The sequence below is a fragment of the Brachybacterium atlanticum genome (assembly GCF_025669985.1).
Taxonomy (GTDB): domain Bacteria; phylum Actinomycetota; class Actinomycetes; order Actinomycetales; family Dermabacteraceae; genus Brachybacterium; species Brachybacterium conglomeratum.
In genome coordinates this window covers 29,038-53,900 of record NZ_JAKJJW010000009.1, presented here as the reverse complement: position 1 = coordinate 53,900, position 24,863 = coordinate 29,038, and the positions used below count along the sequence as shown (strand labels likewise).

The 24,863-nt window shown below is 73.3% G+C and carries 21 protein-coding genes and 3 tRNA genes; 6 read left to right on the top strand and 18 right to left on the bottom strand.

Annotated features, from left to right (window positions below; genetic code table 11):
* Positions 1-14: 14 nt before the first annotated feature.
* A complete protein-coding gene (locus L3K22_RS06320) occupies positions 15-218 on the top strand; it encodes a hypothetical protein (protein WP_263310628.1) in 204 nt (67 codons plus the stop codon).
* A 96-nt stretch (positions 219-314) separates the two neighbouring features.
* Here L3K22_RS06320 and selB read toward each other — a convergent pair whose 3' ends face one another.
* The 3 genes from selB to L3K22_RS06305 form a co-directional block, all read right to left on the bottom strand.
* Positions 315-2,123 (bottom strand): selenocysteine-specific translation elongation factor, encoded by a 1,809-nt coding sequence (gene selB, locus L3K22_RS06315; protein ID WP_263310677.1) that lies wholly within the window; start codon positions 2,121-2,123, stop codon positions 315-317.
* Positions 2,123-3,601, bottom strand: coding sequence for an L-seryl-tRNA(Sec) selenium transferase (locus L3K22_RS06310; RefSeq protein WP_263310676.1), 1,479 nt, complete (start codon positions 3,599-3,601; stop codon positions 2,123-2,125). The genes selB and L3K22_RS06310 overlap by 1 nt, the downstream gene beginning before the upstream one ends.
* A 116-nt stretch (positions 3,602-3,717) precedes the next feature.
* A tRNA-Sec gene (locus L3K22_RS06305) sits at positions 3,718-3,812 on the bottom strand.
* Positions 3,813-3,885: 73 nt separating this feature from the next.
* On the opposite strand from L3K22_RS06305, the gene selD reads away from it, so the two are divergent.
* Positions 3,886-4,905, top strand: coding sequence for a selenide, water dikinase SelD (gene selD / locus L3K22_RS06300; RefSeq protein WP_263310627.1), 1,020 nt, complete (start codon positions 3,886-3,888; stop codon positions 4,903-4,905).
* A 44-nt stretch (positions 4,906-4,949) separates the two neighbouring features.
* Here the strand turns inward: selD and nrfD are convergent, their stop codons facing one another.
* The 7 genes from nrfD to L3K22_RS06265 form a co-directional block, all read right to left on the bottom strand.
* Positions 4,950-6,068 (bottom strand): NrfD/PsrC family molybdoenzyme membrane anchor subunit, encoded by a 1,119-nt coding sequence (nrfD, locus tag L3K22_RS06295; RefSeq protein WP_263310626.1) that lies wholly within the window; start codon positions 6,066-6,068, stop codon positions 4,950-4,952.
* Positions 6,065-7,066 (bottom strand): 4Fe-4S dicluster domain-containing protein, encoded by a 1,002-nt coding sequence (locus L3K22_RS06290; protein WP_263310625.1) that lies wholly within the window; start codon positions 7,064-7,066, stop codon positions 6,065-6,067. The genes nrfD and L3K22_RS06290 overlap by 4 nt, the downstream gene beginning before the upstream one ends.
* Positions 7,063-10,359, bottom strand: a complete 3,297-nt coding sequence (gene fdnG / locus L3K22_RS06285) for a formate dehydrogenase-N subunit alpha (protein WP_263310624.1) — start codon at positions 10,357-10,359, stop codon at positions 7,063-7,065. The genes L3K22_RS06290 and fdnG overlap by 4 nt, the downstream gene beginning before the upstream one ends.
* Positions 10,360-10,419: 60 nt before the next feature.
* Complete coding sequence (locus tag L3K22_RS06280; RefSeq protein ID WP_259883140.1) at positions 10,420-10,764, bottom strand: chorismate mutase; 345 nt, start codon at positions 10,762-10,764, stop codon at positions 10,420-10,422.
* Positions 10,761-12,101 carry an ATP-dependent Clp protease ATP-binding subunit ClpX gene (clpX, locus tag L3K22_RS06275; RefSeq protein ID WP_263310623.1) on the bottom strand — a complete coding sequence of 447 codons (1,341 nt, stop codon included), beginning with the start codon at positions 12,099-12,101 and terminating at the stop codon, positions 10,761-10,763. The genes L3K22_RS06280 and clpX overlap by 4 nt, the downstream gene beginning before the upstream one ends.
* Before the next feature lie 158 nt (positions 12,102-12,259).
* Positions 12,260-12,925 carry an ATP-dependent Clp protease proteolytic subunit gene (locus L3K22_RS06270; RefSeq protein ID WP_259813396.1) on the bottom strand — a complete coding sequence of 222 codons (666 nt, stop codon included), beginning with the start codon at positions 12,923-12,925 and terminating at the stop codon, positions 12,260-12,262.
* Between the two features lie 82 nt (positions 12,926-13,007).
* Positions 13,008-13,583 carry an ATP-dependent Clp protease proteolytic subunit gene (locus tag L3K22_RS06265; protein WP_050815762.1) on the bottom strand — a complete coding sequence of 192 codons (576 nt, stop codon included), beginning with the start codon at positions 13,581-13,583 and terminating at the stop codon, positions 13,008-13,010.
* 399 nt (positions 13,584-13,982) lie between these two features.
* Between L3K22_RS06265 and L3K22_RS06260 the strand changes: the two genes are divergently transcribed.
* On the top strand, positions 13,983-14,819 hold the full coding sequence (locus L3K22_RS06260) for a C40 family peptidase (RefSeq protein WP_263310622.1): 837 nt from the start codon (positions 13,983-13,985) through the stop codon (positions 14,817-14,819).
* A gap of 166 nt (positions 14,820-14,985) precedes the next feature.
* On the opposite strand, the gene L3K22_RS06255 is transcribed toward L3K22_RS06260, so the two are convergent.
* The 3 genes from L3K22_RS06255 to L3K22_RS06245 form a co-directional block, all read right to left on the bottom strand.
* Entirely contained in the window at positions 14,986-15,387 is a 402-nt protein-coding gene (locus L3K22_RS06255) for a dihydrofolate reductase family protein (RefSeq protein WP_263310621.1), read from the bottom strand.
* Positions 15,388-15,489: 102 nt separating this feature from the next.
* Positions 15,490-17,013, bottom strand: coding sequence for a trigger factor (gene tig, locus L3K22_RS06250; RefSeq protein ID WP_263310620.1), 1,524 nt, complete (start codon positions 17,011-17,013; stop codon positions 15,490-15,492).
* Between the two features lie 85 nt (positions 17,014-17,098).
* Positions 17,099-17,172, bottom strand: a tRNA-Pro gene (locus L3K22_RS06245).
* A 137-nt stretch (positions 17,173-17,309) separates the two neighbouring features.
* Here L3K22_RS06245 and L3K22_RS06240 point away from each other — a divergent pair.
* Positions 17,310-17,383, top strand: a tRNA-Gly gene (locus L3K22_RS06240).
* A 197-nt stretch (positions 17,384-17,580) separates the two neighbouring features.
* The gene (locus tag L3K22_RS06235; RefSeq protein ID WP_263310619.1) at positions 17,581-18,789 is read left to right on the top strand and encodes an aminotransferase-like domain-containing protein; all 1,209 of its coding nucleotides are present in this window, start codon (positions 17,581-17,583) and stop codon (positions 18,787-18,789) included.
* A 111-nt stretch (positions 18,790-18,900) separates the two neighbouring features.
* Here L3K22_RS06235 and L3K22_RS06230 read toward each other — a convergent pair whose 3' ends face one another.
* The 3 genes from L3K22_RS06230 to L3K22_RS06220 are packed head-to-tail and all read right to left on the bottom strand — an operon-like array spanning position 18,901 to position 21,813.
* The gene (locus tag L3K22_RS06230) at positions 18,901-19,599 is read right to left on the bottom strand and encodes a class I SAM-dependent methyltransferase (protein ID WP_263310618.1); all 699 of its coding nucleotides are present in this window, start codon (positions 19,597-19,599) and stop codon (positions 18,901-18,903) included.
* A 13-nt stretch (positions 19,600-19,612) separates the two neighbouring features.
* Positions 19,613-21,139, bottom strand: coding sequence for a hypothetical protein (locus tag L3K22_RS06225; protein ID WP_263310617.1), 1,527 nt, complete (start codon positions 21,137-21,139; stop codon positions 19,613-19,615).
* Positions 21,136-21,813 (bottom strand): ABC transporter ATP-binding protein, encoded by a 678-nt coding sequence (locus L3K22_RS06220; RefSeq protein ID WP_263310616.1) that lies wholly within the window; start codon positions 21,811-21,813, stop codon positions 21,136-21,138. Before L3K22_RS06220 ends, L3K22_RS06225 begins: the two co-directional genes overlap by 4 nt.
* Positions 21,814-22,205: 392 nt before the next feature.
* Between L3K22_RS06220 and L3K22_RS06215 the strand changes: the two genes are divergently transcribed.
* Positions 22,206-22,742: a CarD family transcriptional regulator gene (locus L3K22_RS06215; protein WP_263310615.1), complete on the top strand. Its 537-nt coding sequence runs from the start codon at positions 22,206-22,208 to the stop codon at positions 22,740-22,742.
* A 57-nt stretch (positions 22,743-22,799) separates the two neighbouring features.
* On the opposite strand, the gene L3K22_RS06210 is transcribed toward L3K22_RS06215, so the two are convergent.
* Together L3K22_RS06210 and L3K22_RS06205 are read right to left on the bottom strand one after the other, a co-directional pair.
* Positions 22,800-24,113 carry an MFS transporter gene (locus L3K22_RS06210; protein WP_263310614.1) on the bottom strand — a complete coding sequence of 438 codons (1,314 nt, stop codon included), beginning with the start codon at positions 24,111-24,113 and terminating at the stop codon, positions 22,800-22,802.
* Positions 24,114-24,183: 70 nt separating this feature from the next.
* Entirely contained in the window at positions 24,184-24,855 is a 672-nt protein-coding gene (locus tag L3K22_RS06205) for an SRPBCC domain-containing protein (RefSeq protein ID WP_263310613.1), read from the bottom strand.
* Positions 24,856-24,863: the final 8 nt, after the last annotated feature.

Here is a 24,863-nt window from a genome sequence, read left to right as displayed (position 1 = left end):
ACGGCGAGCACGAGGTGACCGCACTGAGCTCGCCGACCCCGCCCACGAGCCGACGGGTGGTCGCGATCGCGCAGCTGCGCGACGGACGCCAGGTCGAGGTGCGGGCCCTGTGGGAGTCGCCGACCTCGCCGGCCGTGCTGCTCGGTCCCCCGAACCACAGCCGCGCCCAGAACGCCCTGCTCGGCGCGCACCGCGCCTGGCTCGCCGGCCACCGCTGACGCGCTCGGCACGTCGGCGCCCGCCCCGAGCAGTCGGTGCACGCCCCGGGACGATGCCGGGGACAGCGGTGAGTCAGGAGGCTCCGCGGCCAGGGCTCAGCGCACGATCTCCCGGTGCCCGGCGTCCACCCGGCGGGTCCAGCCGCGGCCGTCGAGATGCTCGAGCAGCGGGATCGCGACGCGGCGCGTCGTCCCCAGCGCCTGGCGGGCCTCGCTGGTGGTGAAGGGCTGCTCGAGCCGGGCCAGCTCCCGCATCGCGAGCGCGGGCGCGGTGGGCAGCAGCACGACCTCGTCGGGCAGTCGCAGCAGCCGGCCCTGCGCCGAGGCGGCGGCGAGCTCGCGGGCCCCGAGGCGGAGGGCGGCGAGATCCTCGGCCTCCGGGGCGCGGAAGGGGGCCTCTGCGAGCCGCCGCTCGAGCTGCGCGACCCGTGCCTCGGCGGCGCCGAGGCCTGCGACTGCGGAGGGGTCCTTCACCCGGCCGGCCTCGAGCGTGAGGCCGGCAGCGGCCACGACCGCGTCGAGCAGCTCCGGGGCGGGCAGCGCCAGCGCATCGGCGGCGGCCTTGCGGGGCAGGCCTGCGGAGAGCGGATCGGCCTGCACAGCCTCGGCGACGAGGGCGGTCAGCCTCTCCCGCCAGTCGGCGAGCGCCCGAGCGTCGACGAGCTGCTCGCCGCGGCGCTCCACCCCGTCGGGCAGCTCCTCGGGGACGACGAGGCCGTAGCGGCGCAGCACCTGCTCGCTCACGGCGCCGCGGCGTGCGACCTCCCCGGCGAGGTCCCCGCCCGCGGGCATCGCCTCGAGCACGGCCTGCCGCCGGCGGCCGTCGCCGCGCCCCGCCAGGGCGGGCGGGTCGACGTCGAGGACGCGCACCCCGGTGCGCACGGCGTGGCTGCCGCTGCCGCGCAGCACGAGCGCATCGCCGACGGCCAGCGGCAGCGGACGCTCGAGGGTGAGCCGGGCATGCTCTTCGCCGAAGGGGCGCACCCGGGCGGTGACCTGGGCGGTGCCGAGGTGCGCGATCAGCTCGCCCGGGGCAGCCGCGAGGTCCTCGCCGGTGCTGCGGCGCACGTCGACCTGGGTGCTGAGGTGCCACGCCCCGGGGGTGATCAGCGCGTCGCCGCGGCCGACCTGCTCCGCGTCGACGCCGCGGAGGTTCACGGCGGCGCGGCTGACGGGGCCGAGCTCGGCGAGCTGTCCGCCGCGGGACTGCAGACCGCGGACCTGCACCTCGGTGCCCTCGTCCCCGGGCTCTGCGCCGCCGTGCGTGCCGATCAGCGCCAGCCGGTCCTCGCGGTGCAGGGTGCCGGCGGCGAGGGTCCCGGTGATCACGGTGCCGGCGCCCGAGACGGTGAAGGCGCGGTCCACCCACAGCCGCACCCGCTGCCCGGGGTCGGGACGGCGTGCGGCGGCGACGAGCTCGTCGAGCCGCTCGCGCAGCGCGTCCATCCCCTCCCCGGTCACGGCGGAGACCGCGAGGGCGGGCGCGTCGGCGAGTCCGGTGCCGACGAGCTCCGTGCGGGCCTGCGCGATGACCTCCGGGACCCTGTCGGGGGCGAGGTCGGCGCGGGTGATCACGAGCAGGCCCTGGTCGATGCCGAGGGCGGCGACGGCGTCGCGATGGTCGCTGGACTGGGCCTGCCAGCCCTCGTCGGCCGCGACGACGAAGCAGACGATCGGGGCGGGGCCGATGCCGGCGAGCATGTTGCCGAGGAATCGCTCGTGGCCGGGCACGTCGACGAAGGAGACCTCCCGGCCGGAGGGCAGGACGGTCCAGGCGAAGCCGAGGTCGATCGTGAGGCCGCGCCGCTTCTCCTCGGCGAGGCGGTCCGGCTCGATGCCGGTCAGCGCGCGGATCAGGGTGGACTTGCCGTGGTCGACGTGCCCGGCGGTGGCGATGACCTGCATCATCGCCCGGGATCCTGCTCAGCATCCTGCGCGGAGGCGCGCTCGGGGCGCCGGCGGTCCTCGCGGACGCGCAGCCGCTCCCTCGCCGCGGCGACGGCGCCGACCAGCGTGTCCTCGTCCTCGGCGGGCACGCAGCGCAGGTCCAGCAGGCACGCGCCGCCCTGGACGGTGCCGACGACGGCCGGGTCCCCGGTGCGGAGCTCCGCGGCGAGCTCCTCCTCGAGCGCGATCGCCCAGCCGGGCAGCGGCACCTCGGCCCCTCCCCCGCCGCCGACGCGGCCGTCATGGGCGATAGTGCGGCCGCCGAGCCGGGCGGCGAGCGCGTCGGTCCGCTCCCGCAGCGTGTCCGGGTCGGTGCGCAGCGCCGTGAGGACGGGCGGGACGGGTCCGGCGAGGGTCGCCTCGATCGCGGCGAGCGCGAGCTTGTCGGCGCGGACCGCGCGGGCCAGCGGGTGGCGGGCGAGGCGCGCGATCACCTCGCGTCGGCCCAGCAGGATACCGGCCTGAGGACCGCCGAGGAGCTTGTCGCCGCTGGTGATGACCACGCCGGCCCCCGCGGCGAGAGCCGAGGCGGCGTCGGGCTCGTCGGGCAGCGCGGTCTCGGGGCGCAGCAGACCCGAGCCGAGATCGGCGATCAGCGGCAGTCCGTGCTCGTGCGCGAGCGCGGCGAGCTCGGCGATCCCGACCTCGCTGGTGAAGCCCTCGATGCGGTAGTTGCTGGTGTGGACCTTGAGGATCGCGCCGACGGGCGGCTCGTCCGCGGGAGCCGGCTGCGCGCCCGGCCCCGGGGCGGCGGAGCCCGGGTCCCCACCGGTCCCGGCCGTGAGCGCGTCACGATAGTCGCTCGCATGGGTGCGGTTGGTGGTGCCGACCTCCCGCACCCGCGCCCCGGCGGAGGCGACGAGCTCCGCGAGCCGGAAACCGGCCCCGATCTCGACGAGCTCCCCGCGGCTCCACAGCACTTCGCGGCCCGCGGCGAGCGCGGTCGTGGCCAGCAGCAGGGCGGCCGCGCCGTTGTTCACCACGAGCGCGTCCTCCGCCGCGGGGCAGGCGGCGAGCAGCGCGGCCCGGGCGCCGGCGCCGCGGCGGGAGCGGGCGCCGGTGGCGAGGTCGAACTCGACGTCGGTGTACCCGGCGGCGTCCTGGACCGCCTGCCGGGCCGCTGCCGAGAGCGGGGCCCGGCCGAGGTTCGTGTGGACGATGACGCCGGTCGCGTTCAGCACGGGGCGCAACGTGGAGGCGCTGTGCTCCCCGAGGGAGGCGAGCACCGCGGCGGTCACGTCCTCCGGGGCGATCTCGCCGCGGCGGGCCCGGTCCTGGGCCGCGCGGACCAGGTCGTGCACCACGCGCTCCCCCATCGCGCCGCTCGCCGCGGCGACCTCGGGCAGGGCGAGCAGGCGATCCGTGCGCGGGATCCGCCGACGCGGGTCCTCCGCGCCGGGGCCTGCCGTGCCGGGGCCCTTCGCGTCGTGGCCGATGGCGCCGTGGCCTCCCCGGCCCGGGGTCGTCGTGCCCTCGGCGTCGCTCGGGGACTGGGGCACGGGACCTCCTGCGCACGGGATCGGAGCGTCCGCCCGGCGGCGGACGGCAGAGTTGGCGGAGGCGGACGGGAATCGAACCCGCCAGACCGAGATGCTCGGTCTCACCAGTTTTGAAGACTGGGGCGCCCACCAGGACACGTACGCCTCCGCGAGCGACGATATCACCGCCGGACCTGGGACGACGCTCGCCCTCCCCAGGCGGCCCGGGCTAGGGTCGGGCCATGAGCGACTCCCCCATCCAGCCCCTGTCCCGCCCCGCGATCCGCCTGACCACGATGGCGCACGGAGGCGGCTGCGCCTCGAAGATCCCACCGGGCGAGCTCGAGGAGGTCGTCTCCTCCCTCGCCGGGCAGCAGTACGACCAGGTGATCGTGGGCCTGGACGACGGGGACGACGCCGCCGCCGTGCGGATCGGCGGGCCCGACGGCGACACGGCCGTGCTCTCCACCGCGGACTTCTTCACCCCCGTGGTCGACGACGCCCACGACTGGGGCCGGATCGCGGGCGCGAACGCGCTCAGCGACATCTACGCGATGGGCGGCGACCCCGTGGTCGCGATCAACCTCGTCGGCTGGCCCCGCGAGGTCCTGCCCTACGAGCTGCTGCAGGAGGTGCTCGCCGGCGGTCTCGCGATCGCGACGGAGGCCGGGGTGCCGGTCATCGGCGGGCACTCGGTCGACGATCCCGAGCCCAAGTACGGCATGGCTATCACCGGCACCGCCCGCCCGGACCGTCTGCTGCGCAACGACGCCGCGGAGGCGGGCCTGCCGATCACGCTGACCAAGCCGCTCGGGGTGGGCCTGCTGAACAACCGCATGAAGTCCACCGGCGAGGTCTCCGCCGCCGCGATCGAGGTGATGACGACCCTGAACCGGGACGCCTCGAAGGCGGCTCTGGCCGCCGGGGCGAAGGCCGCGACCGACGTGACGGGCTTCGGCCTGCTGGGCCACCTGTACAAGATGGGCCGCGCCTCCGGGGTCGGGATGATCCTGGACAGGGCGTCGGTGCCGCTGGTCGACGGCGCGGCGGAGGCGCTGCGGGACGGGTTCGTCTCCGGCGGGACGCGACGGAACCTCGAGTGGGTGCGCCATGCGGTCCAGGCCGGGCCCGGCATCGACGAGGACGATCTGCTGCTGCTCGCCGACGCGCAGACCTCGGGCGGCCTGCTGGTGATCGGCGAGGTGCCCGGCTATCCGGTGATCGGCGAGACCGTCGCGGGCGAGGGCATCCAGGTGCGCTGACCGCGTCGGGCCGACGGGACGCAGGCGCCCGTCGGCCCGAGCGCTCAGCCGGCGGTGGTGATCGAGTCGTCGGTGATGCCGGCGGCGCGGCGGGCCGCCAGGCGCGCCTTCTGCGGCTCGATCACGCGGCGCGGGTCCTTCACGGACTCGAGCCCGGCGTTCAGCACCCCGAAGCGGGTCAGCGCCGAGGCGGTCAGCAGCGCGGCGCCGCTCGCCGCCGCGATCACGCGGCTACGCCCGCCGAGGAGGGTGCCGATGCCGCCCGCGATCGCGAGGCGCTCCGCCCAGGTCAGGAGCTTGCCCGGCGTCCCGGTCTCGAGCGGCTCCCGCTCCAGGGGATGCATCGACTCCTTCATCAGGTGCATGCTCGCCACGTCCCCGGCGACCCCCGCGGCCGCGAGGAGCCGGGCGGGACCGGCCTCGGCGACAGGGGTGGTGACCATCGCGGCACCGCCGGCGGCGAGGCTCGCGGAGGACGCGAAGAGGTACGGGAGGTGGCCGCGGCCTGCCTCCCAGGTGGGGACCACGGTGTTGCCCAGCAGCGCGCCGGTGTACGAGGCGAGCACCGGGGCGAGGGCGACCTGGCCGAGAGAGGCCGGTCTCTCGGCGGCCCGGAGTAGGGGGCGCAGCGCCCCGAGCGGGAGCTTCTCCCCCGCCAGGCGGTCGACCTCGAGCGCGCCGAGCACACCGGACAGCGAGGCGAAGCCTCCCACCACCCAGGTGCCGAGGCTCATGGGGCTGGTGACCTTGACGGTGCGCATCATGTTCAGGAACCGCTCGGGGCGGCCGAGGTCCTCGATGAGCGCCATCGTGCCGACACCGACGGTGCCGAGCGCCGTGAGGCGCGCATTGCGCCGCAGCAGCGGGCGATCCGTGCACTGCGCGCCGAAGGCCAGCAGCGCCGAGCCGCCGGCGACGCCGCCGAGGAACAGGTACACGGCGATCGGTGCCTTCCACGGCGGCGCCTTGACCACGGGCCGGCCGTAGTAGGAGTCGTACTGCTCGGACCGCTCGATCTCGACGTCCTCGACGACGGCGCCCTCGCGGGAGCCGTCGCCCATCCCGACCTCGCCGAGGCCGCGACGCCGACGGCGCTTCCCTCCGCCGCCGCGACGGCGGGGCTTCTCCGGCGGCCGGTCCGCGTCGTACTCGGTGATGCTCATCGACGCGCCCCCAGGAAGGACAGCGCGACGGCCGCGACCATTCCCGCGGCCGCGAGGCCGGTGCGGGCGTAGAGCTTCGGCAGCGCCTTGGTGGGCACCTGCGGGTCCGGCGGGAGGCCGTACACCTCGGGCTCGTCCAGCAGCAGGAACACCGAGCCGGTGCCGCCCACGCCGTCCTTGGGGTTCGCGCCGTACAGGCGCGCCTCGGTCATGCCGCGCTCATGCAGGTCCGCGACCCGCTGCTTCGCGTCGGCGGTGAGATCGGGGTGGTCGCCGAAGGTGATCGACTGCGTGGGGCAGGTGGCGGAGCAGGCCGGCTGCTCGCCGTCGACCAGCCGGTCGTAGCACAGCGTGCACTTGCTCGCGGTGTTGCGGCGGGGGTCCTCCTCCTCGCGCACGGCGAACGGGGAGACGGTCCCGTCGTCGCGGCGCTCGATGACGCCGAAGGGGCAGGCGCTCACGCAGGTGCCGCAGCCGTTGCACACGTCCTGCTGCACCACGACGGAGCCGTACTCGGAGCGGAAGATCGCACCGGTCGGGCAGACGTCCAGGCAACCGGCGTTGGTGCAGTGCTTGCACACGTCCGAGGACATCAGCCAGCGGAACTCGGGGGTGTCCGGCGGGGTGCGGTCCACGTCCGAGAGATCACCGGCGGGGGTCGCGCCGCGCCTGCCGGAGGACTTCGGGCCGATCCCCGGCATGCCGAGGCTGACGAGCCTGCGCCCGGACTCCCGCGCCTCCTCGATCCGCTCCTGGCCCTGCTCGACGAAGGCGACATGGCGCCAGGTGTTCGCGCCGAGCTCGCCGGTGTTGTCGTAGCTCGAGCCGAGGATCTCGAGGTTGCCGTCGATCGGGTTGCGGTTCCACTCCTTGCACGCCACCTCGCAGGCCTTGCAGCCGATGCAGATGGAGGTGTCGGTGAAGAACCCCTTGCGCTCGTGGTCGTGGTCCCATCCCGCGTCCGCGGAGGGTCCTTCCGGTCCGGCGAGCAGGCTCATCGGTTCCTCATCTCCTTCATCGACGGCTCCCCCGTGGGCACGGCAGTGGCCTCCTCCGGACCGCGCACCTCGTGCGGGGTCCCGCCCGTGGCCGGGCCGGCACCGGGAGCGCCCTCGGCCCCGTCGACCTGCGGGTGCAGCGCGGGGATCAGACCTGCCCTGCGGCGGTACTCCTCCACCAGCTCGGCACGGCCCGGCCCGCGGGGGCGGCGCCCGGGCAGGATCGTGCACGAGTTGTTCTTGCTGTTCTGGATCTGCGTGTTGGCGTCGAGGTTCATCCCGATCAGGTCGTTCGCCCCGTCGCCCTGCACCACCGCGGCGCTGCCGCGGCCCCAGTGGAACGGGAGGCCGATCTGGTGGACAGTGCGCCCGCCCACGTGGAGCGGGGTCATGCGCTCGGTGACCAGAACCTTCGCCTCGATCGCGTTGCGGGCCGAGATGATCGTCGCCCACCCGTAGGGCTCGAGCCCGATCTCCGCGGCGAGCTCCGGGGAGACCTCACAGTACATCTCCGGCTGGAGCTCGGAGAGATAGGGCAGGAACCGACTCATGCCGCCGGCGGTGTGGTGCTCGGTGATCCGGTAGGTGGTGAACACGTACGGATACACCTCACCGCCCTGCGCCGACGCGCCCGGCGAGCTGAGGTTGTCCTCGTCCTGGAAGGTGACGCGGGTGGGGTTGGACTGCTGGGGGTACAGAGGATTGGGGATGTTCGACTCCGGCGACTCGTAATGGGTCGGCAACGGCCCGTCCACCATGCCGGTCGGCGCGAAGAGCCATCCGCGCCCGTCGGACTGCATCGTGAACGCATCGGTCCCCGCCAGCGCCGCCGCGCCGCCCTTGCCCGGGTCACCGGGGTCGTCGGGACGCTTCGTGGGCGGGAAGTCGGGCACGTCCTTCCCGGTCCATGTCCCGGTCTCCTCGTCCCACCAGACCCACTTCTTCCGCTCGCTCCACGGGCGGCCCTCGGGATCGGCCGAGGCCCGGTTGTAGAGGATCCGTCGGTTCCCGGGCCAGGCCCAGCCCCAGTCGGCTGCGGTCTCGTCCTGCTCCTGACCGGGTGTCCGCTTCCGGGCACGGTTGATCCCGTCCGCGTAGACGCCGGAGTAGATCCAGCAGCCTCCGCTCGTGGAGCCGTCGTCCTTCATCTCCCCGAAGGAGGCCAGCGGCTGCCCGGCCCTCTCACCGGAGAGGTGTCGGCCGTTGATCTCGGCGAGGACCGCCTCGGCGTCCGGCTCGCCGTGCTCGTTGACAGGATAATCCCAGGTCAGGTCGAGGATCGGCCGGTCGCGAGGGTCGGAGGAGTCCTTGAGCTTCTCCCGCACGCGGCGTCCCAGCTCGTACATGAACTCGAGATCGCTCTTCGCGTCGCCCGGCGGCTCGACGGCCTGGTCGCGCCACTGCACCATGCGCTGGGTCTGCGTGAACGACCCGGCCTTCTCGGTGTGGTTCGCGGCCGGGAGGAAGAACATCTCGGTGCCGATCTGCTCCGGGGAGAGCTCCCCCGACTCGATCTCGGGTCCGTCCTTCCAGAAGGTCGCCGATTCGATCATGTAGAAGTCGCGCACCACCATCCACTTCAGATGCGTCAGGCCCAGACGCTGCATACGCCCGTTGGCCGAGCCGACAGCAGGGTTCTGGCCGAACAGGAAGTACCCGTCGACCCCGCCCTCGAGCATCCGCATGACGGTCTGGTACGTGCCGTGCGCGCCGGTGAGCCGGGGCAGGTAGTGATACCTCCAGTCGTTCTCGGCGGTGGCGTGCTTCCCCCACCAGGCCTTCAGCAGATTGATCGTGTAGATGTCCGCATTGGCCCAGAAGCCCTTCTGCTCCTTCTTCCCCACCAGCCGCGTGTACTCGTCGAAGTCGTCCTGTCCGGCCTTCGGCATCGGAAGGTAGCCGGGCAGGATGTGGTAGAGCGTCGGGATGTCGGTGGAGCCCTGGATGGTGGCGTGTCCGCGCAGCGCCATGATGCCGCCGCCGGGCCGTCCCATATTGCCCATGAGCAGCTGGAGGATGCCGGAGGTGCGAATCATCTGCGCACCGCCCTGGTGCTGGGTCCAGCCCAGCGCATAGGCGAACATCGTCGTCTTCTCACGGCCCGAGTTCTCCGCGATCGAACTCGCGAGGTACTCGAAGTCCTCCGGAGCGATGCCGCAGGTCTCCTGCACCATCTCCGGGGTGTAGCGCGCGTAGTGACGCTTCAGGATCTGGAAGACGGTGCGGGGGTGCTGCAAGGTCTCGTCCCGCTCGGGCAGGCCGCGCGCGACCGCGTCGGGATCACCCGCATACGCCCAGGTGGTGTTGTCGTAGGTGCCGGTCTCCGGGTCGTAGCCGGAGAACAGGCCGCCGAGGTCCTCGGGGTCGCCGTACGCCTCGGAGACGAGCGTCGAGGCGTTCGTGTACGCCTGCACGTACTCCTTGAAGTACAGCTCGTTCTCGAGCACGTGCCGGATCACGCCGCCGAGCAGCACGATGTCCGTGCCGGTGCGGATCGGGATGTGCCGATCGGCGTTCGCGGAGGTGCGTGTGAACCGCGGGTCGACGTGGATGACCCGGGAGCCGCGCTTGCGCGCCTCGACCACCCATTGGAAGGCGACCGGGTGGGCCTCGGCCATGTTCGAGCCCTCGATGACGATGAGGTCAGCGTTGGCGAAGTCCTGCACCGTGTTCGTGGCACCGCCACGACCGAACGAGGCTCCCAGACTGGGAACCGTGGCGGAGTGTCATATGCGGGCCTGGTTCTCCATCTGGATGGCGCCCGCAGCGGTGAAGAACTTCTTGATCAGATAGTTCTCCTCGTTGTCGATGGTCGCGCCGCCGAGGCTCGCGATGCCCATCGTCCGCCGGAGGGGGTTGCCCTGCTCGTCCTCGTCCTCCCAGTGCTTCCGGCGCGCCTCGAGGAAGCGGTCCGCGATCATGTCCATCGCGGTGTCGAGGTCGAGGTCCTCCCACTCGGTCCCGTAGGGGCGGCGGTAGCGGACCTTCGTCTGGCGCAGGTAGGAGTTCGCGAGCTGCTCGCTCGCGGCGCCCTTCGGACACAGCCGGCCCCGGGAGACCGGGGAGTCCGGGTTGCCCTCGATGTTGATGACGCGCCCGTCCTTGTGGAAGACGCGCTGGCTGCAGCCGACGGCGCAGTACGGGCAGACGCTGTCGACGACACCGTCCGCCTCCGCGGTGCGCGGCGTCGTGCTGCGGGTCCGCGGGGACGTGACGGCGGTGCCGCGTCCCGTCGGATCCGCCCCGCGCAGCTGCCGGATCACCGGCCAGTCGAGGAACGTCTTTCGAGCCATGCCCCGGATGCTATCAGCCGTTTCGGCTCGAAGGGCGCGTTCGACGAGGTCCGGGCCGGGTCAGGCCCCGGCGGCACCCTCGTCGCGGATCCGCTCGTGGTGGCGGATCACCTCGGTGACGATGAAGCGCATGAAGGCCTCCGCGAAGGTGGGGTCCAGCCCCGCGGCATCGGCGAGGGAGCGCAGGCGCTCGATCTGCTGCTGCTCGCGGTCCGGGTCCGCCGGCGGCAGGCCGTGCTCGGCCTTCAGCAGACCGACGCGCTGGGTGTGGGAGAAGCGCTCGGCGAGCAGGTGCACGAGGGCGGCGTCGATGTTGTCGATGCTGCGCCGCTCCTCGCCCAGCAGCTCCCGAGCCCGGGCGACCTCCGCCTCCCGCGGGGCACCCGCGTGGCCGGATGCGCTCATGCGGTGCGCTCCTGCCGGCCGCTCTCGTGCTCGCGGTCCGCGTCCTTGCCCGTGAGCATCAGGGGCGCCCGACCCTCGGTCACGACGCCCTCGGTGATGACCACCTTGACCACATCGTCCCGGGAGGGGACCTCGAACATGACCGGCTGGAGGGACTCCTCGAGGATGGCGCGCAGGCCGCGCGCACCGGTCTCCCGCTCGACCGCCTTGTCCGCGATGGCCTCCAGGGCGCTGCGCTCGAAGTCGAGCTCGACGCCGTCCAGGGCGAACATCTTGCGGTACTGCTTCACCAGCGCGTTGCGGGGCTCGGTGAGGATCGTGATCAGCGCCTCCCGATCGAGGTTCGAGACGCTCGTGATCACCGGCAGGCGGCCGATGAACTCGGGGATCAGCCCGAACTTCAGCAGGTCCTCGGGCAGCAGCTTCGAGTACAGCGCCTCCTGCGCGAGCGGGGAGTGCAGCTCGGAGCCGAAGCCGATGCCGCGCTTGCCGATGCGGGAGCCGATGATGTCCTCGATGCCGGCGAAGGCGCCCGCCACGATGAACAGCACGTTCGTCGTGTCGATCTGGATGAACTCCTGATGGGGGTGCTTGCGCCCGCCCTGCGGCGGCACCGCCGCGACCGTGCCCTCGAGGATCTTCAGCAGCGCCTGCTGCACGCCCTCGCCGGAGACGTCACGGGTGATCGAGGGGTTCTCGGCCTTGCGGCCGATCTTGTCCACCTCGTCGATGTAGATGATGCCGCGCTCGGCCTTCTTCACGTCGTAGTCCGCGGCCTGCAGGAGCTTGAGCAGGATGTTCTCGACGTCCTCGCCGACGTAACCGGCCTCGGTCAGCGCGGTGGCGTCCGCCATCGCGAAGGGGACGTCGAGCATCTTGGCGAGGGTCTGGGCGAGGTAGGTCTTGCCGCAGCCGGTGGGGCCCACCAGCATGACGTTGGACTTGGAGACCTCGATGTCCTCGTGGTCGTCGCTCGCCTCCTCGGCGAGGCTCGCGGCGGCGCTCTTCGCGTTCGGAGCCGCCTGTGCGGCGTCCTGCGCGCGCACGCGCTTGTAGTGGTTGTAGACCGCGACGGCGAGGGCGCGCTTGGCGGGCTCCTGGCCGACCACGTACTCCTCGAGGAAGTCGAAGATCTCACGCGGGGCGGGCAGCGGGGCCTGCTCCTCGGCGGCGGGCCGAGCGGCCTGGATCTCCTCGGCGATGATCTCGTTGCACAGCTCGATGCACTCCTCGCAGATGTACACCCCCGGCCCCGAGATCAGGCGCTCGACCTGCTTCTGCGACTTGCCGCAGAAGGAGCACTTGAAAACGTCTCCGTTCTCGCTCGTACGTGCCACAGCTGTCCTCCTCCTCGGCGCTCAGGTCCGTCCAGCCTACCCGCCGCTCCTAGCGTGACCGCGCAGGCTCGCTGTGGGCAGAACGACGGCCCCGCCGCAGCGGGGCCGTCGCGGTCGATCGTCGTGCGGCGGAGCCGTCGCGGCGGTCCGCCGACGCGTCAGCGCCCGAGCGCCGGACGCGGCTCCTTGCGGGAGGTGAGCACCTGGTCGACCAGGCCGTACTCGAGGGCGCCCTGCGCGGTGAGGATCTTGTCGCGCTCGATGTCGGCGCTCACCTGCTCCTTGGTGCGGCCCGAGTGGTGGGCGAGGGTCTCCTCGAGCCACTCGCGCATGCGCATGATCTCGTTGGCCTGGATCTCGAGGTCGGAGGCCTGGCCGCCGCCGCCCTCGCCGCCCATGGCCGGCTGGTGGATGAGGATGCGCGCGTTCGGCAGCGCGAGCCGCTTGCCGGGCGCGCCGGCCGCGAGCAGCACGGCGGCGGCGGAGGCCGCCTGGCCGAGGCACACGGTGGTGATCTCGGGCTTGATGTACTGCATCGTGTCGTAGATCGCGGTCAGCGCGGTGAACGAGCCGCCGGGGCTGTTGATGTACAGCGTGATGTCGCGGTCCGGGTCCTGGGACTCGAGCACGAGCAGCTGCGCCATGACGTCGTCGGCCGAGGCGTCGTCCACCTGCACGCCGAGGAAGATGATGCGGTCGTCGAAGAGCTTGGTGTAGGGGTCCTGGCGCTTGAAGCCGTAGGGCGTGCGCTCCTCGTACTGGGGCAGCACGTAGCGGGAGGTCGGCATCTGAGCGGCGGCGGGCTGCGCGCCGGCCTGGGCCATGGGCAGCGCGCCGATGGTGCGGGGATCGAAGGTCACGGGGTCTCCTGGTCTCGAAGGTGTCGGAAGGTGCTGGAGGGGGCGATCAGCTGTCGGTGCCGCCGCCGCCCGTGACGTCGCCGGAGCCGGCGACGATCTTGTCGATGAAGCCGTACTCCAGGGCCTCCGCCGCCGTGAACCAGTGGTCGCGGTCGGAGTCGGCGTGGATCTGCTCGACGCTCTTGCCGGTCTGCTCGGCGATCAGCTCGGCGAGCTGGTTCTTCATCGAGAGGATGAGGTCGGCCTGGATGCGGATGTCGGTGGCGGTGCCGCCGAGGCCGCCGAGCGGCTGGTGCATGAGCACGCGGGTGTGCGGGGTGGCGTAGCGCTTGCCCTTCGTGCCGGAGGAGAGCAGGAACTGGCCCATCGAGGCCGCCATGCCCATGCCGACGGTCACGATGTCCGGCTTGACGAACTTCATCGTGTCGTAGATGGCCATGCCCGCGGTGATCGAGCCGCCGGGGCTGTTGATGTAGAGGTAGATGTCCTTGTCCGGGTCCTCGGCGGCCAGCAGCAGGATCTTGGCGCAGATCGCGTTGGCGTTCTCGTCGCGGACCTCCGAGCCGAGCCACACGATGCGCTCGCGCAGAAGGCGCTGGTAGACGTTGTCGTCGAGGCCCATCGGGGAATCGCCGGCCGCGTCACGGGGCGCGGAGGGCTGGCTGCTCTGCGGGGTCTGAGAGGTCACGGGGGCTCCTTGATCGCGGGAATCGTCGATGCGTCGACTCTAGGCGCTGGGCGGGAGGGTGGCGGGCCCTGTTCGCCGCAGGCGCACTGGCAACGCGGCGCAGCCCCTGTGGCGCCCCGCCCCCGGGAACGTCAAGGAGGGGCGAGAGTCGGTCACGACTTCCTGCCGATGTGTAAAAAAGAGACAAAGAGCGTTCTCCGGGTCTGCCAAGCGCCTTCAGAACGGCCCGGCGACCCTTCTACCGTGAAGTCACCACCCCGGCCCCAGAGGTCGCGACATCCCGCAGGAATGCCCCCGACCCCCGGTCGGGATCGGAAGGAACTCCCGCTCATCATGGCTCAGCACAACTCCCACCGTCTCCCCGGCCGTGCTCAGCTCCCCACCCGCCAGGCCGGCACCGCGGCCCGCGGCCTCGGCGGCGCCGCCGTCCTCGGCACCGTCGTCCTCGGAACCGCCTTCACGGGCGCCTCGGCCCAGGCCGCGCCCGCCGCCCCGAGCGCCCCGGCCGCTCCGGCCGCCGCCGCTCCGGCCACCGCCGACGCCGCCCCCTCGGTCGCCCCGTCGGCCGCCCTGAACTCCACCCAGAAGCTCCGCTGGGGCTCCCGCGGCGGCGCCGTGCAGGAGCTGCAGACGGCGCTGAACGCGAACGGCGCGGGCCTCGCGGTCGACGGCGTGTTCGGCAAGCGCACCCACGCGGCGGTCAAGGACTACCAGTCCGCCAAGGGCCTCCAGGTCGACGGGGTCGTCGGCCCGAACACCCGCGCGGCCCTGAACGGCGGCGTCTCCACCGGCGGCGCGTCCGCTCCGTCCTCGAGCGCCTCGAGCTCCTCCTCCAGCTCCTCCAGCACCATCGTGAACGCGGCCCGCTCCGCCGTGGGCACCCCCTACTCCTGGGGCGGCTCCTCGCTCAGCGGCATGGACTGCTCGGGCCTGGTGAACTACGCCTACCAGGCCGCCGGCATCTCGCTGCCGCGCACCTCCGGCCAGATCGCCAACGGCGGCCGCTGGATCTCCCAGTCGCAGGCCCAGCCCGGCGACATCGTCGCCTGGTCCGGCCACGTCGCGATCTACGCCGGCAACGGCCAGATCATCGACGCCTCCGGCTCGAAGCAGCGCGTCGTCGAGCGCTCCATCTGGGGCAACCCGATCGGCTTCGTCACCTACCGCTGAGCCACCGGCTCCCCGGTCCACGGCCCGGCTCCCCTCGCGGGAGCCGGGCCGTTCTCGTTCATCCGTCCCCGCTCGATCCGGCCGCTGCACCGCTCCCCGCCGCCCCGCGGGGACGGTAGATCCGGCCGCATCCTGCTTCCGCGCCCGTGATCGGGCCGACCAGCTCCTAGTCGATCCGTCGCCCGCCGGGCACCGAGAAGGCGCGCGTCCCGTCGCCGAGCATCACCGGCGCGGAGAAGATCTGCAGCTCGTCGACGAGGTCGAGCTCGAGGGCCTGGCGGGCGATGTCGGCGCTGATGATCTGCACGTCCTTGCCGTCCGCGAGCTCATGGGCGCGACGTATCGCCTCGGCCACGTCGACGTCCGGGGCGGTCACCGAGGGATCGCCGGCGAGCTCCTCGGGCCGATGGGTCAGCACGATCTCGACCCCGTCCCAGGCCCCGCCGTAGGCCTCGGAGGTCAGCTCGCCGCGCTCGGCCGCCAGCGCGATCGCGGCGTCGTAGCCGCGCCGGCCGGAGATGATCACGCCGACGGGTTCGGCGAGCCGCGCCACGACCTCGCCGTCCATGGGCGGGCAGTCTCCCACCGACGCCGACGGGCCGCCACCCCGGAAGGGGTGACGGCCCGTTCGATCTGCCGCGCGGGGCGTGACCCCGTCAGCGGCGGAGGGTCATTCGGCGGACTCGTCCGCGGCGGACTCGTCCTTCGCCGACGCCTTCTTGGCGGCCGGCTTCTTGGCGGGGGCCTTCTTGGCCGGAGCCTTCTTAGCGGCGGGCTTCTCGGACTCCGCGTCCTCGGCGGACTCGTCGGCGGCGGCCTCGTCGGCCGCAGCGGCCTTCTTGGCCGGAGCCTTCTTGGCCGGGGCGTTCTTCGCGGCGGGCTTCTCCTCGGCGTCCTCGGCCTGCTCGGCGTCGTCGGCCTCCTCGGCCTTCAGGCCGAGGTCGAGCACGTCGCCCTTCGCGTTCTTGACGGTGACGTCGGCGAGGACCACGTCGAGCGCCTTGGAGCGCTGCACCTCGGCGAAGATCTGCTCGAGCTGGCCGGACTGGGCGAGCATCTGCAGCAGCTGGTTCGACTCGATGCCGTACTGCGCGGAGAGCTGCGTCATGTAGCTCATGAGGTCGTTCTGGTCGACGTCGACCTGGCGGGTGCCGTTGATCTCGTCGAGCACGAACTGGGCGCGGATCGCCTTCTCGGTGTCCTCGCGGATCTCTTCGCCGTGCGGGTCGCCGGCCTCCTTGCCCTCGTTCTGCAGGTGGGTGAGGATCTCGTCCTCGACCAGCTGCTCGGGCACGGGGATCTCGAGCTCCTCGAGGAGCTTCTCGAGCAGGGCGTTGCGGGCGAGCGCCACGCGGTTGCCCTCGGCGTCCTTCTCGGCCTGGACCTTGAGGTCCTCCTTGAGCTCGTCGATGGTGTCGAACTCGGAGGCCATCTCGGCGAACTCGTCGTCGGCCTCGGGCAGCTCGCGCACCTTCACGGACTGCGCGGTGACCTTGACCTGCGCCTCCTCGCCCGCGCGGTCGCCGCCGGCGAGCTTCGAGACGAAGGTGGTGGACTCCTCGGCGGACAGGCCGATGAGCGCCTCGTCGAGGCCCTCGAGCATGTTGCCCTCGCCGATGCGGTAGGAGACGCCCTCGACGGACTCGATCTCCTCGTCGTCGATGGTGGCGATCATGTCGACGGAGACGAAGTCGCCGTCCTCGGCCGGGCGGTCCACGCCCACGAGGGTGCCGAAGCGCTCGCGCAGCTCGTCCAGGCGCACCTGGACGGCGTCGGCGTCGACCTCGGGCTCCTCGATCTCGACCTCGTAGGAGGCGAAGTCGGGCAGCTCGATCTCGGGGCGGACGTCCTGCTCGACGGTGAAGAGCAGGTTGCCCTCCTCGGAGCCGTCCAGGCCCGGCACCTCGGTGACCTCGACCTCGGGGCGGCCGACGGGCTTGAGCTCCGCCTCGGCCGCGGCCTGCTGGTAGAAGTCGGGCAGGGCGTCGTTGACGGCCTCCTGCATGATCGCGGGGCGGCCGAAGCGCTGCTCGACGAGCTTGGAGGGGACCTTGCCCTTGCGGAAGCCGGGGATCTGCACCTGATCGGCGATCTTCGTGGTGGCCGCCTCGACGGCGGGCTTGAGCTCGTCGAAGGGCACCTCGACGGTGAGCTTCACCCGGGTGGGGCTGAGCTTCTCGGACTCGGTCTTCACTGGTCAGGTCTCCCTGTAGATGGACATCGGATGGACGATTCTGATGGCGCCCCGGAGCTCGCGCGTCGGCGACCCGGCGGCGGAGTCGGGGTGACAGGATTCGAACCTGCGACTTCCCGCTCCCAAAGCGGGTGCTCTACCAAGCTGAGCTACACCCCGGAGGGCAACCCAGGGGATATTACCCGTTCCGCCCGTGCGGTGGCGGGGGGCGCCCGGGGCCCTGTGAGCAGATGCATGTCGTCCCGGCCACGCGGGATGTGCTCGGACGGCTCTGATCTGGTTCAATAGGGCCGTATGCGGGCGTAGCTCAATGGTAGAGCCTCAGTCTTCCAAACTGATTACGCGGGTTCGATTCCCGTCGCCCGCTCCAGCATCCGGGCCGCATCCTTCCTGTTCAGGGGGTGCGGCCCGGCCTCGTCCGGGCTCGCGCCCACGCGAGCTCCTCCCACTGCGCCACAGCCCCTTCCGGCAGGGCGGAGCCTCCAGCACGGACGTCGTCCGCCGGGCCGAGCGGATCTCACGTCGACGCCGCCTGCTCCCGTACGGCCTGCGTGACACGATGGGGCGATGACCACGCCCCCGAGCTCCGCACCGTTCCGCTTCCCCGTCGCCGCGCGCTATGCGGGGATGGAGTCCTCCCCGCTCAAGGACATCTTCGCCCTCGCCGCCCGCGAGGACGTGGTCTCCTTCGCCGGCGGCATCCCGGACCCGGAGCTGTTCGCGCTCGAGGAGGTCACCGCCTGCTACGACTGGGTGCTCTCCCAGCAGGGGAATCGCGCGCTGCAGTACGGGGTCAGCGAGGGCGAGCTCGAGCTGCGCGAGCAGGCCGCGCGCCGCGTCTCGCGCGACCTCCCCACCGACGCCTCGCAGATCCGCGTCACGTCCGGCTCCCAGGAGGGGCTGTTCGTCGTCGCCCAGGCCCTGCTCGAGCCGGGCGACGTGGTGCTGGTGGAGTCCCCGACCTATCTCGCCGCGGTCCAGGCCTTCTCGGTGCACGGCGCGCGGATGATCGGGGTGGACACCGACGACGACGGCGTGATCCCCGAGGCGCTCGAGGAGGCGATCCGCACCCACCACCCGCGGATGGTCTACCTGATCCCCACGTTCCAGAACCCGACCGGGCGCACGATGCCGCTCGAGCGGCGCCAGGCTGTCGCCGAGGTGCTGCAGCGCACGGACGTGCCGCTGATCGAGGACGATCCCTACGGCGCCCTGAGCTTCACCGGCAGCACCTGGGCGCCGATCGCGGCGCTGCCCGGCATGGGCGAGCGGACGATCCTGCTGAACTCGATGAGCAAGCTGATGAGCCCCGGCGTGCGCATCGGCTGGATGCGCGCGGAGGGCCCGGTGCTGGACACCCTCGCCGTGGCGAAGGCCGCGATCTCGATGCAGTCCTCCGTGGTGGACCAGCTGATGGTCGCCCGCTATCTCGAGACCGTGGACCTCGACGCCCACGTCGCCCGGGTCAGCGCCGTCTACCGCGAGCGGCGCGACGCGATGTCCGCGGCGATCGCCCCGGTGCTGCCGGACGGAGCGCACGTGACCCGTCCCGAGGGCGGGATGTTCCTGTGGGCCGCGCTCGGCGAGAGCTACGACGCGCAGGAGATGCTCGCCGATGCCGTCGAGGCCGGGGTCGCCTATCTGCCCGGCTGGTCCTTCTACGCCGACCATGCGGACCGCTCCACGATGCGGCTCAGCTTCGTCACCCACTCCCCCGCCGTGATCGAGGACGCCGTCGCCCGCCTCGGCGAGGTCATCGCCGCGCACCGCGCCTGAGCCGGCGCCCGGGCCGGCACCTGGGCCGACGCCCGACGGCCCGTCCTCCGACGCGCGATGTCGCGACGCACCGCGCCCCGGCACGGCGGGCGCGGCGACAGGGCAGAGACGTCAGATCGGCTTCTGCCACCGCAGCGTCGAGCGGAAGCCCTCGCGCCGGTGCAGCACGGCCCCCGGCAGGATCTCCCGGGCCCGCTCGCGCAGCTCCCCGTACGACCAGGCCGGGTCCCGGACCGGGATGCTCGGCCCCGGGACGGGATCCCGGACGGGGCGCGGATGCTTCACGAGCCCGATCAGCGGGTTCGACAGCACATTGCCGATGTCCCACAGCAGGTCGAGCCGCGTGCGGGGCACGGTGAGGGTGACCACGAGCAGACGCCCGCCGGGACGCAGCAGGTCGCGGGCCTGGCCGAGGGCCGGCTCGAGCTCCATGTGATGGAGGGAGGCTATCATGGTCAGCGCGTCGTAGTGCCCTCCCGTCCCCTCGGCCCGCAGCATCTCAGCGTGCGCCCCGAGTCCGCGGCGCCGGATCGTGACGCCGTCGAGGTCACGGCACCGCTCGGCGGCGACAAGAGCCATCTGGGGGTCGGGGTCGATGCCGTCGACCTGCGCGACGCGCCCGGCGAGGGCGCGCACGAGGTCGCCGCGTCCGCAGCCGACGTCGAGGACCCGGGCCGCTCCCGGCGGCAGCGAGCGCAGCACCCAGCGGTGGAAATGGGGGTTGTGGTCCCAGGGGTGGCGCGCGTTCAGGCGGTGCAGAACCCGTTCCGCACGGCGGATCACGGGGTTCGGCGTCGTGCGGACGTCCACCTCTCGCCCCCTCTCATGCCTGCAGCTCCCGCAGGCGTCGTCGGGTCAGCAGCACGAGCAGGCCGACGAGCACGGCCGCGGCGAGGAGCACGGCCCCGGGGCCGGAGGGGAGCACGAGCAGCAGCGCCGCGGCGCCCAGCAGCGGCACGACGACGGCGTCGGCCTGCCAGGCCAGCATGACCAGCACCGACAGGTCCCCCTGAGGGGTCGGGATCGGAGTGGCGAGCGCGAGCGGCATGGTGCCCTTCGCCGCCTCCCAGGCCCGTGCGGCGAGGACCGTGGCGGCCACGGCGACGGGCAGCAGCACGGAACCGCTCCCCGCCCCGCCGCCGACGACCGCGACGAGCGTCCCGCCGAGCGCGCCGAGCGCCACCAGGAGCAGCCCAGGCGCGGCGGCGTGGAGCAGCAGCTGCCTCCCCGCGCGCTGACCGAGCAGGGGCGGGGCGCCGAGGGTGTGCACCCCGTGACGGATCCCGTCGACGAAGGCTCCCGCCCCGGTCCGCAGCGAGAGGGCGCCCAGCAGCAGCACCGTCCAGGCCGCCGGCCCCGGCAGCAGCGGCGCCCCGCCCAGGGCGACGGCGCCGAGCAGCACCGCGAGCGCGCCGCCCGCGCACCGGTCGGGCGTGCGCAGCCAGGCGACCGCGTCCCGTCGCGCGTACAGCAGCACCGTCGGGCCCCCGCCGATCGCCCGCAGACGACGGCCCGCCGCGGGCAGGGCGCGGAAGGCGCCGGCCGCCCCGGCGAGGTCCGTCGCCGTCGCGCTGGTGGTCGCGGCCTCCCAGCGCGCCGCCTGCGCGGCCAGCTCGGTCCCCCGCAGCCGACCGAGCAGGGCCGCGCACAGCGCGACGCCGGCCGCTCCCGCCGCCGCGAGACCCACCGCCCATGCCGCGACCGGTCCGTCCGACGGCGCGGCGCTCTGGGACCACATGCCGCGGGCGAGCTCCCGGACGGCCAGCAGCGGCGGCGCTGCCGCGATCGCCGCTCCGAGCCCGAGCAGGAGGAGCAGGAGGCGCCGGGGCGTCGACCGCAGCAGCTGCCCCGCGGACCAGGCTCCTCCCCACAGCAGCCCCACCCCGACCCCGGCGAGCGCCAGGAGCGCCGCCGTGCCCGGCCCCGTCCGGTCTGCCGCCATCAACGTCGCCGCCACCAGCACGGCGGGCAGCGCGGCGGCGAGCAGCGGCAGCAGCAGTGCACGTGCGAAGGGGCGTCGCAGCACCCGGCCGCGTGGGAGCGGGCCGCCGGCCAGGGTCGCGGTGAAGAAGGGCGGGAGCAGGGCGGGGCCCCGCACCGCGCCGAGGCCGACGAGGCCGGCGGCGACGGCGAGGGACAGCGCGATCGCCGTGGGCGGCGCCCCGGCGCTCAGCAGGAGGGCGAGCACGTCCTCTCGTGCCAGCGCCCGGCCCGTCGACAGCAGCGCCGGCAGCCCGAGCACGACGGCTCCCATCGTGACGACGTAGAGCAGATAGAGCAGGTCGCCGCGGGTGCGGGCGCGGGACCGCTGCGCCCACACCTCTCGGACGGGGCCGAGGGAGGCGCTCACCACGGCTCCTCGAGCGCGAGCCGGCCGTCGGCGAGCTGATCGACCAGACGCGGGCTGTGGCTCGCGAGCACGATCGCGGTGCCGGCCCGGGCCCTGCCGCGCAGCGCGTCGATCACCAGATCGAGCCGGTCGGGGTCCAGGCGCTGCTCGGGCTCGTCCAGGACCAGCACGGCGCTGGGGCGGGCGAGGGCGAGTGCGAGGGAGACCAGCTGGGACTGGCCGCTGGAGAGCTCGTGGGGGAAGCGGTCCGCGAGCGGGAGGATCCGCAGCTCCTCGAGGAGCTCTCGGCCCCGCGCACGGGCGGCCGAGGCATCGCTCCCCCAGGTCGCCCCGACGAACTGGAGGTGCTCGAGGACGGTGAGGTCCCGGGCGGTCTGCGCCGGTCCGATGAGCGCCGAGAGCGCCTCGCGGAAGACGCGGTCGCGGTCGTCGGGGCGCCTGCCCGCCACGCGCACCCGTCCGGCCGTCGGTGCGAGGAGGCCGGCGATGACCCGCAGCAGGGTCGTCTTGCCGCTGCCGTTGGGGCCGGTGACGGCCAGGACCTCGCCCGCGTCGACGCGGCCGCTCGCCTCCAGCAGCAGCACGCTCTCCTCCCGCAGCACGCCGATCCCCTCGAAGGCCACGACCTCCGGCGAGGTCGAGGGCGGTGGGGTCGTCGAGGGAGGGACCGGCATGGCCCCATTCCACCGCATCGTCCCGCAGACCGCCCCCGACGATCGTCGGCACTCCGTCGCGCCTCCGGGGAGGAGCGCCCGACCGGAGCCGCACGGCCGCGGCCGTCCGATCGCGGCCGTCCGATCGCGGCCGTCCGACCGGAGCGACCCGGCCCGGATGTGACCCACGTGGAAACGTCAGGGCCTGGATAAATTGTCAGATCCGTGAGACCATGGAGAGGCGCTGTCGTAGGCTCTGCCACCCTGTCCCTGCAGGTCGAGCGGGGCTCGAGCCGCCCTGTTTCCCCTCGTGGACCGGTCCTTCCCGGGCCGGGCCGAGGTCGCGGGCGGCCGCCTCGACCCCACCAGGGCCGCGGTACCGCCGGCGCACAGGTCCATCGAGGAGGAACCCCTTGTCCGTTGCCACTGCGTCCGACTCCACCGCTTCGAAGGTCGGCAAGGTGCTCACGCACCCCGTCCACGGCCCGGTGCGCATCGTCTCGACCCTGACCCGCACCGTCAAAGGCGAGCCGCGCGAGTACGTGGACCTGGAGGTCATCGGCGACGAGATGCGGATCTCCGTGCCCGCTGACGGCAAGGACGTCGTCGGCCTGCGCCCCGTGCTCGGGACGAAGGAGGTCGACACGCTGATCTCCCAGCTCGGCGAGCCCATCGAGCCGCCGGCGAAGAAGGCGTCCTGGGCCCACCGCATCAAGTCGCTGCAGATGCAGCTCCAGTCCGGCCGTCTCACCGACCGCATCGAGGTCATCCGATCGATCGTGCGCGACTCCGGCGGCACCCCGTCCTCCCTCGCCGAGCGCAACCTGCTCAAGCAGGCCATCGACCCGCTGGCCTCGGAGATCGCCATCGCCCGCTCCGTGAGCCGCGAGGACGCCGCGGAGCTGCTGCAGAGCACCGCCGAGGGCGCCCTGGTCGACGCCGCGGCCTGACCGCCGACCCGGCGCGCTCCAGCTCCAGGAGCCGCCGCACCGCCCCGCTGCCCCGTGTCAGCGCCCCCGGGTCCCCCCGGAGGGTGTGACGCGGGGCAGCGTGCGTGAGAGCCACAGCCCGCCCGCGACGCAGAGCGCCCCGGTGGCGGCGCCCGCGACGGCGACGGGGGCGAGCAGGGTGATCGCGGTGACCAGCAGCGGGGCGGAGAGCCGCCCGGCGCCGAGCATCGTGTTCCACCAGGAGAGATAGCGGGTGCGCCCGTGCACCGGGGAGACGTCGATCCCGAGGGTCATCACGATCCCGGAGCCGAGCCCGTTGCCGACGCCGATCAGCAGACTGGGCAGCAGCAGGGCGAGGACCGAGGCGGTGCCGCCACCGTCGGCCCAGGCGGTCCCGAGCAGGGCGAGCAGGAGGAATCCCGCGCCCATCACGAGCGCGCAGGGCACCGCGACGGCGGCGCGGCCAGAGCGGTCCATCAGGGTCCCGGCCGGGATCACCAGCAGGATCTCCAGCGCCGCCGAGATCCCGAAGACCACCGAGATCCACACCGGGTCCAGGCCCAGCGCGTCGCCCAGCAGCGGGACGATCACGGGCCGGTTCACCCGGGCCATCATCACCGGCGCGATCCCGACGCCGACGGCCACCATCCGCCGCAGCACCGCCCGGTCCAGCGTGACCTGGGCCGGGGAGCGCGGGGCGCGTCCGCGTCGGCCCTCCGCACCCCGGGACCGTGCCTCCCCCGGAGGGAGGAACGCGGCCACCATCACGGTGCCGGCCGCGGCGGTGAGCGCGAAGAGCAGGAACACCCAGGCCATCGATCCGGCCGCCATCACGACCGCGCCGAGCAGCGGCCCGATCACCTCCCCCACCCGGATCACCCCGCCGAAGAGGGTCATGCCGCGCGCCCGCATCGTCGCGGGCAGGGCGGTGCCGAGATACGCCTGCCGTCCCAGCTGCCACACCTGGGTGCTCGCGGCCATCACCAGCAGCAGGACCACCAGCATGATCCGGTGCAGGAGGTCGCCGCCGCCCCCGAGCGCGGGCGCGATCAGCACGAAGGCCAAGACGTTCGAGAGCACGAGCAGGCAGCCCGTGATCACCAGCGCCGCGCGCGCCCCGATCCGGGAGATGAGGCGTCCGGCGGGGATCGGTCCGAGGAAGGAGGTCAGGCCGAAGATGGTCGACAGCGCCGCGGCCTGCGGGATGCTGAAGCCGAGGTCGCGCGCCAGCAGGGGGATCACCGGCATCAGCGCGGCCAGGCCCACGAACTCCAGCAGGCTCGGCGCGTAGACCGAGGGGACCAGCCCGCGCAGCACCGCCGCAGGTGAGCGCCCGTCCCTCGAGGCGGGGCCGGGGGCAGGGGTGGTCACCGCCCGAGTGTGGCACCGGTTCGTGAGCCGGGGCGAAGACCTCCCGGGGAGCGGACGCCGTCCCGCCCGCTCAGGTCTCCTCCGGGGAGGCCAGGCGGGAGCGGAGCGCCTCCGCCTCGACGCGCCGTGCGACGCCCTCGTCCACCCCGGCCGCGACCGCCTCGGCGGCCCAGCGCACGGACCAGGCGCACAGGTACCGACGTCCCTCCTCGCCCCGCATCCACTCGCGGGTGGGGACGGGCGCCTCGGCGAGGCAGCCGTGGCGCCAGCCGTCGGTGTGCGCGACGAGCGCGAGCAGCGCGAGCTCCCAGCCGAGCGCCGCCTCGCCCGGGCCGCCCCGGTCGAAGCGCTCGCGGGGGACGAGGACGGTGTGGCGCAGCCGCAGCAGCGTCGTGCCGTCGTCCTCCGGGTCCAGCCGGATCTGGAGCGGGTCCTCCTCGCCGATCTGCTCCCACAGCAGGGAGAGACGGTGGGGCTCCTCGACCTCGAGCACGGTCCCGCTCGCGCCGTGCGGCGCGGTGAAGCGCCCGCCCTCGCGCAGCTCGCCCCGGACGGGGCCGTACCAGGCCTCGAGCTCCTCGGGGCGGGTCAGCAGGGGCCACAGCTGCGCCGGGGCCAGGTCCAGGTTGGTGGTGAGGGTGAGCACCGCCCGCACCTGCGGGTGGCCGCCGGGGGCCTGCTCGTCGATCTCGAGCTCGCGCCGCACCGCCTGCAGGGCGGGCAGCGACTCGGTGGCAGTCATCGTCTCCT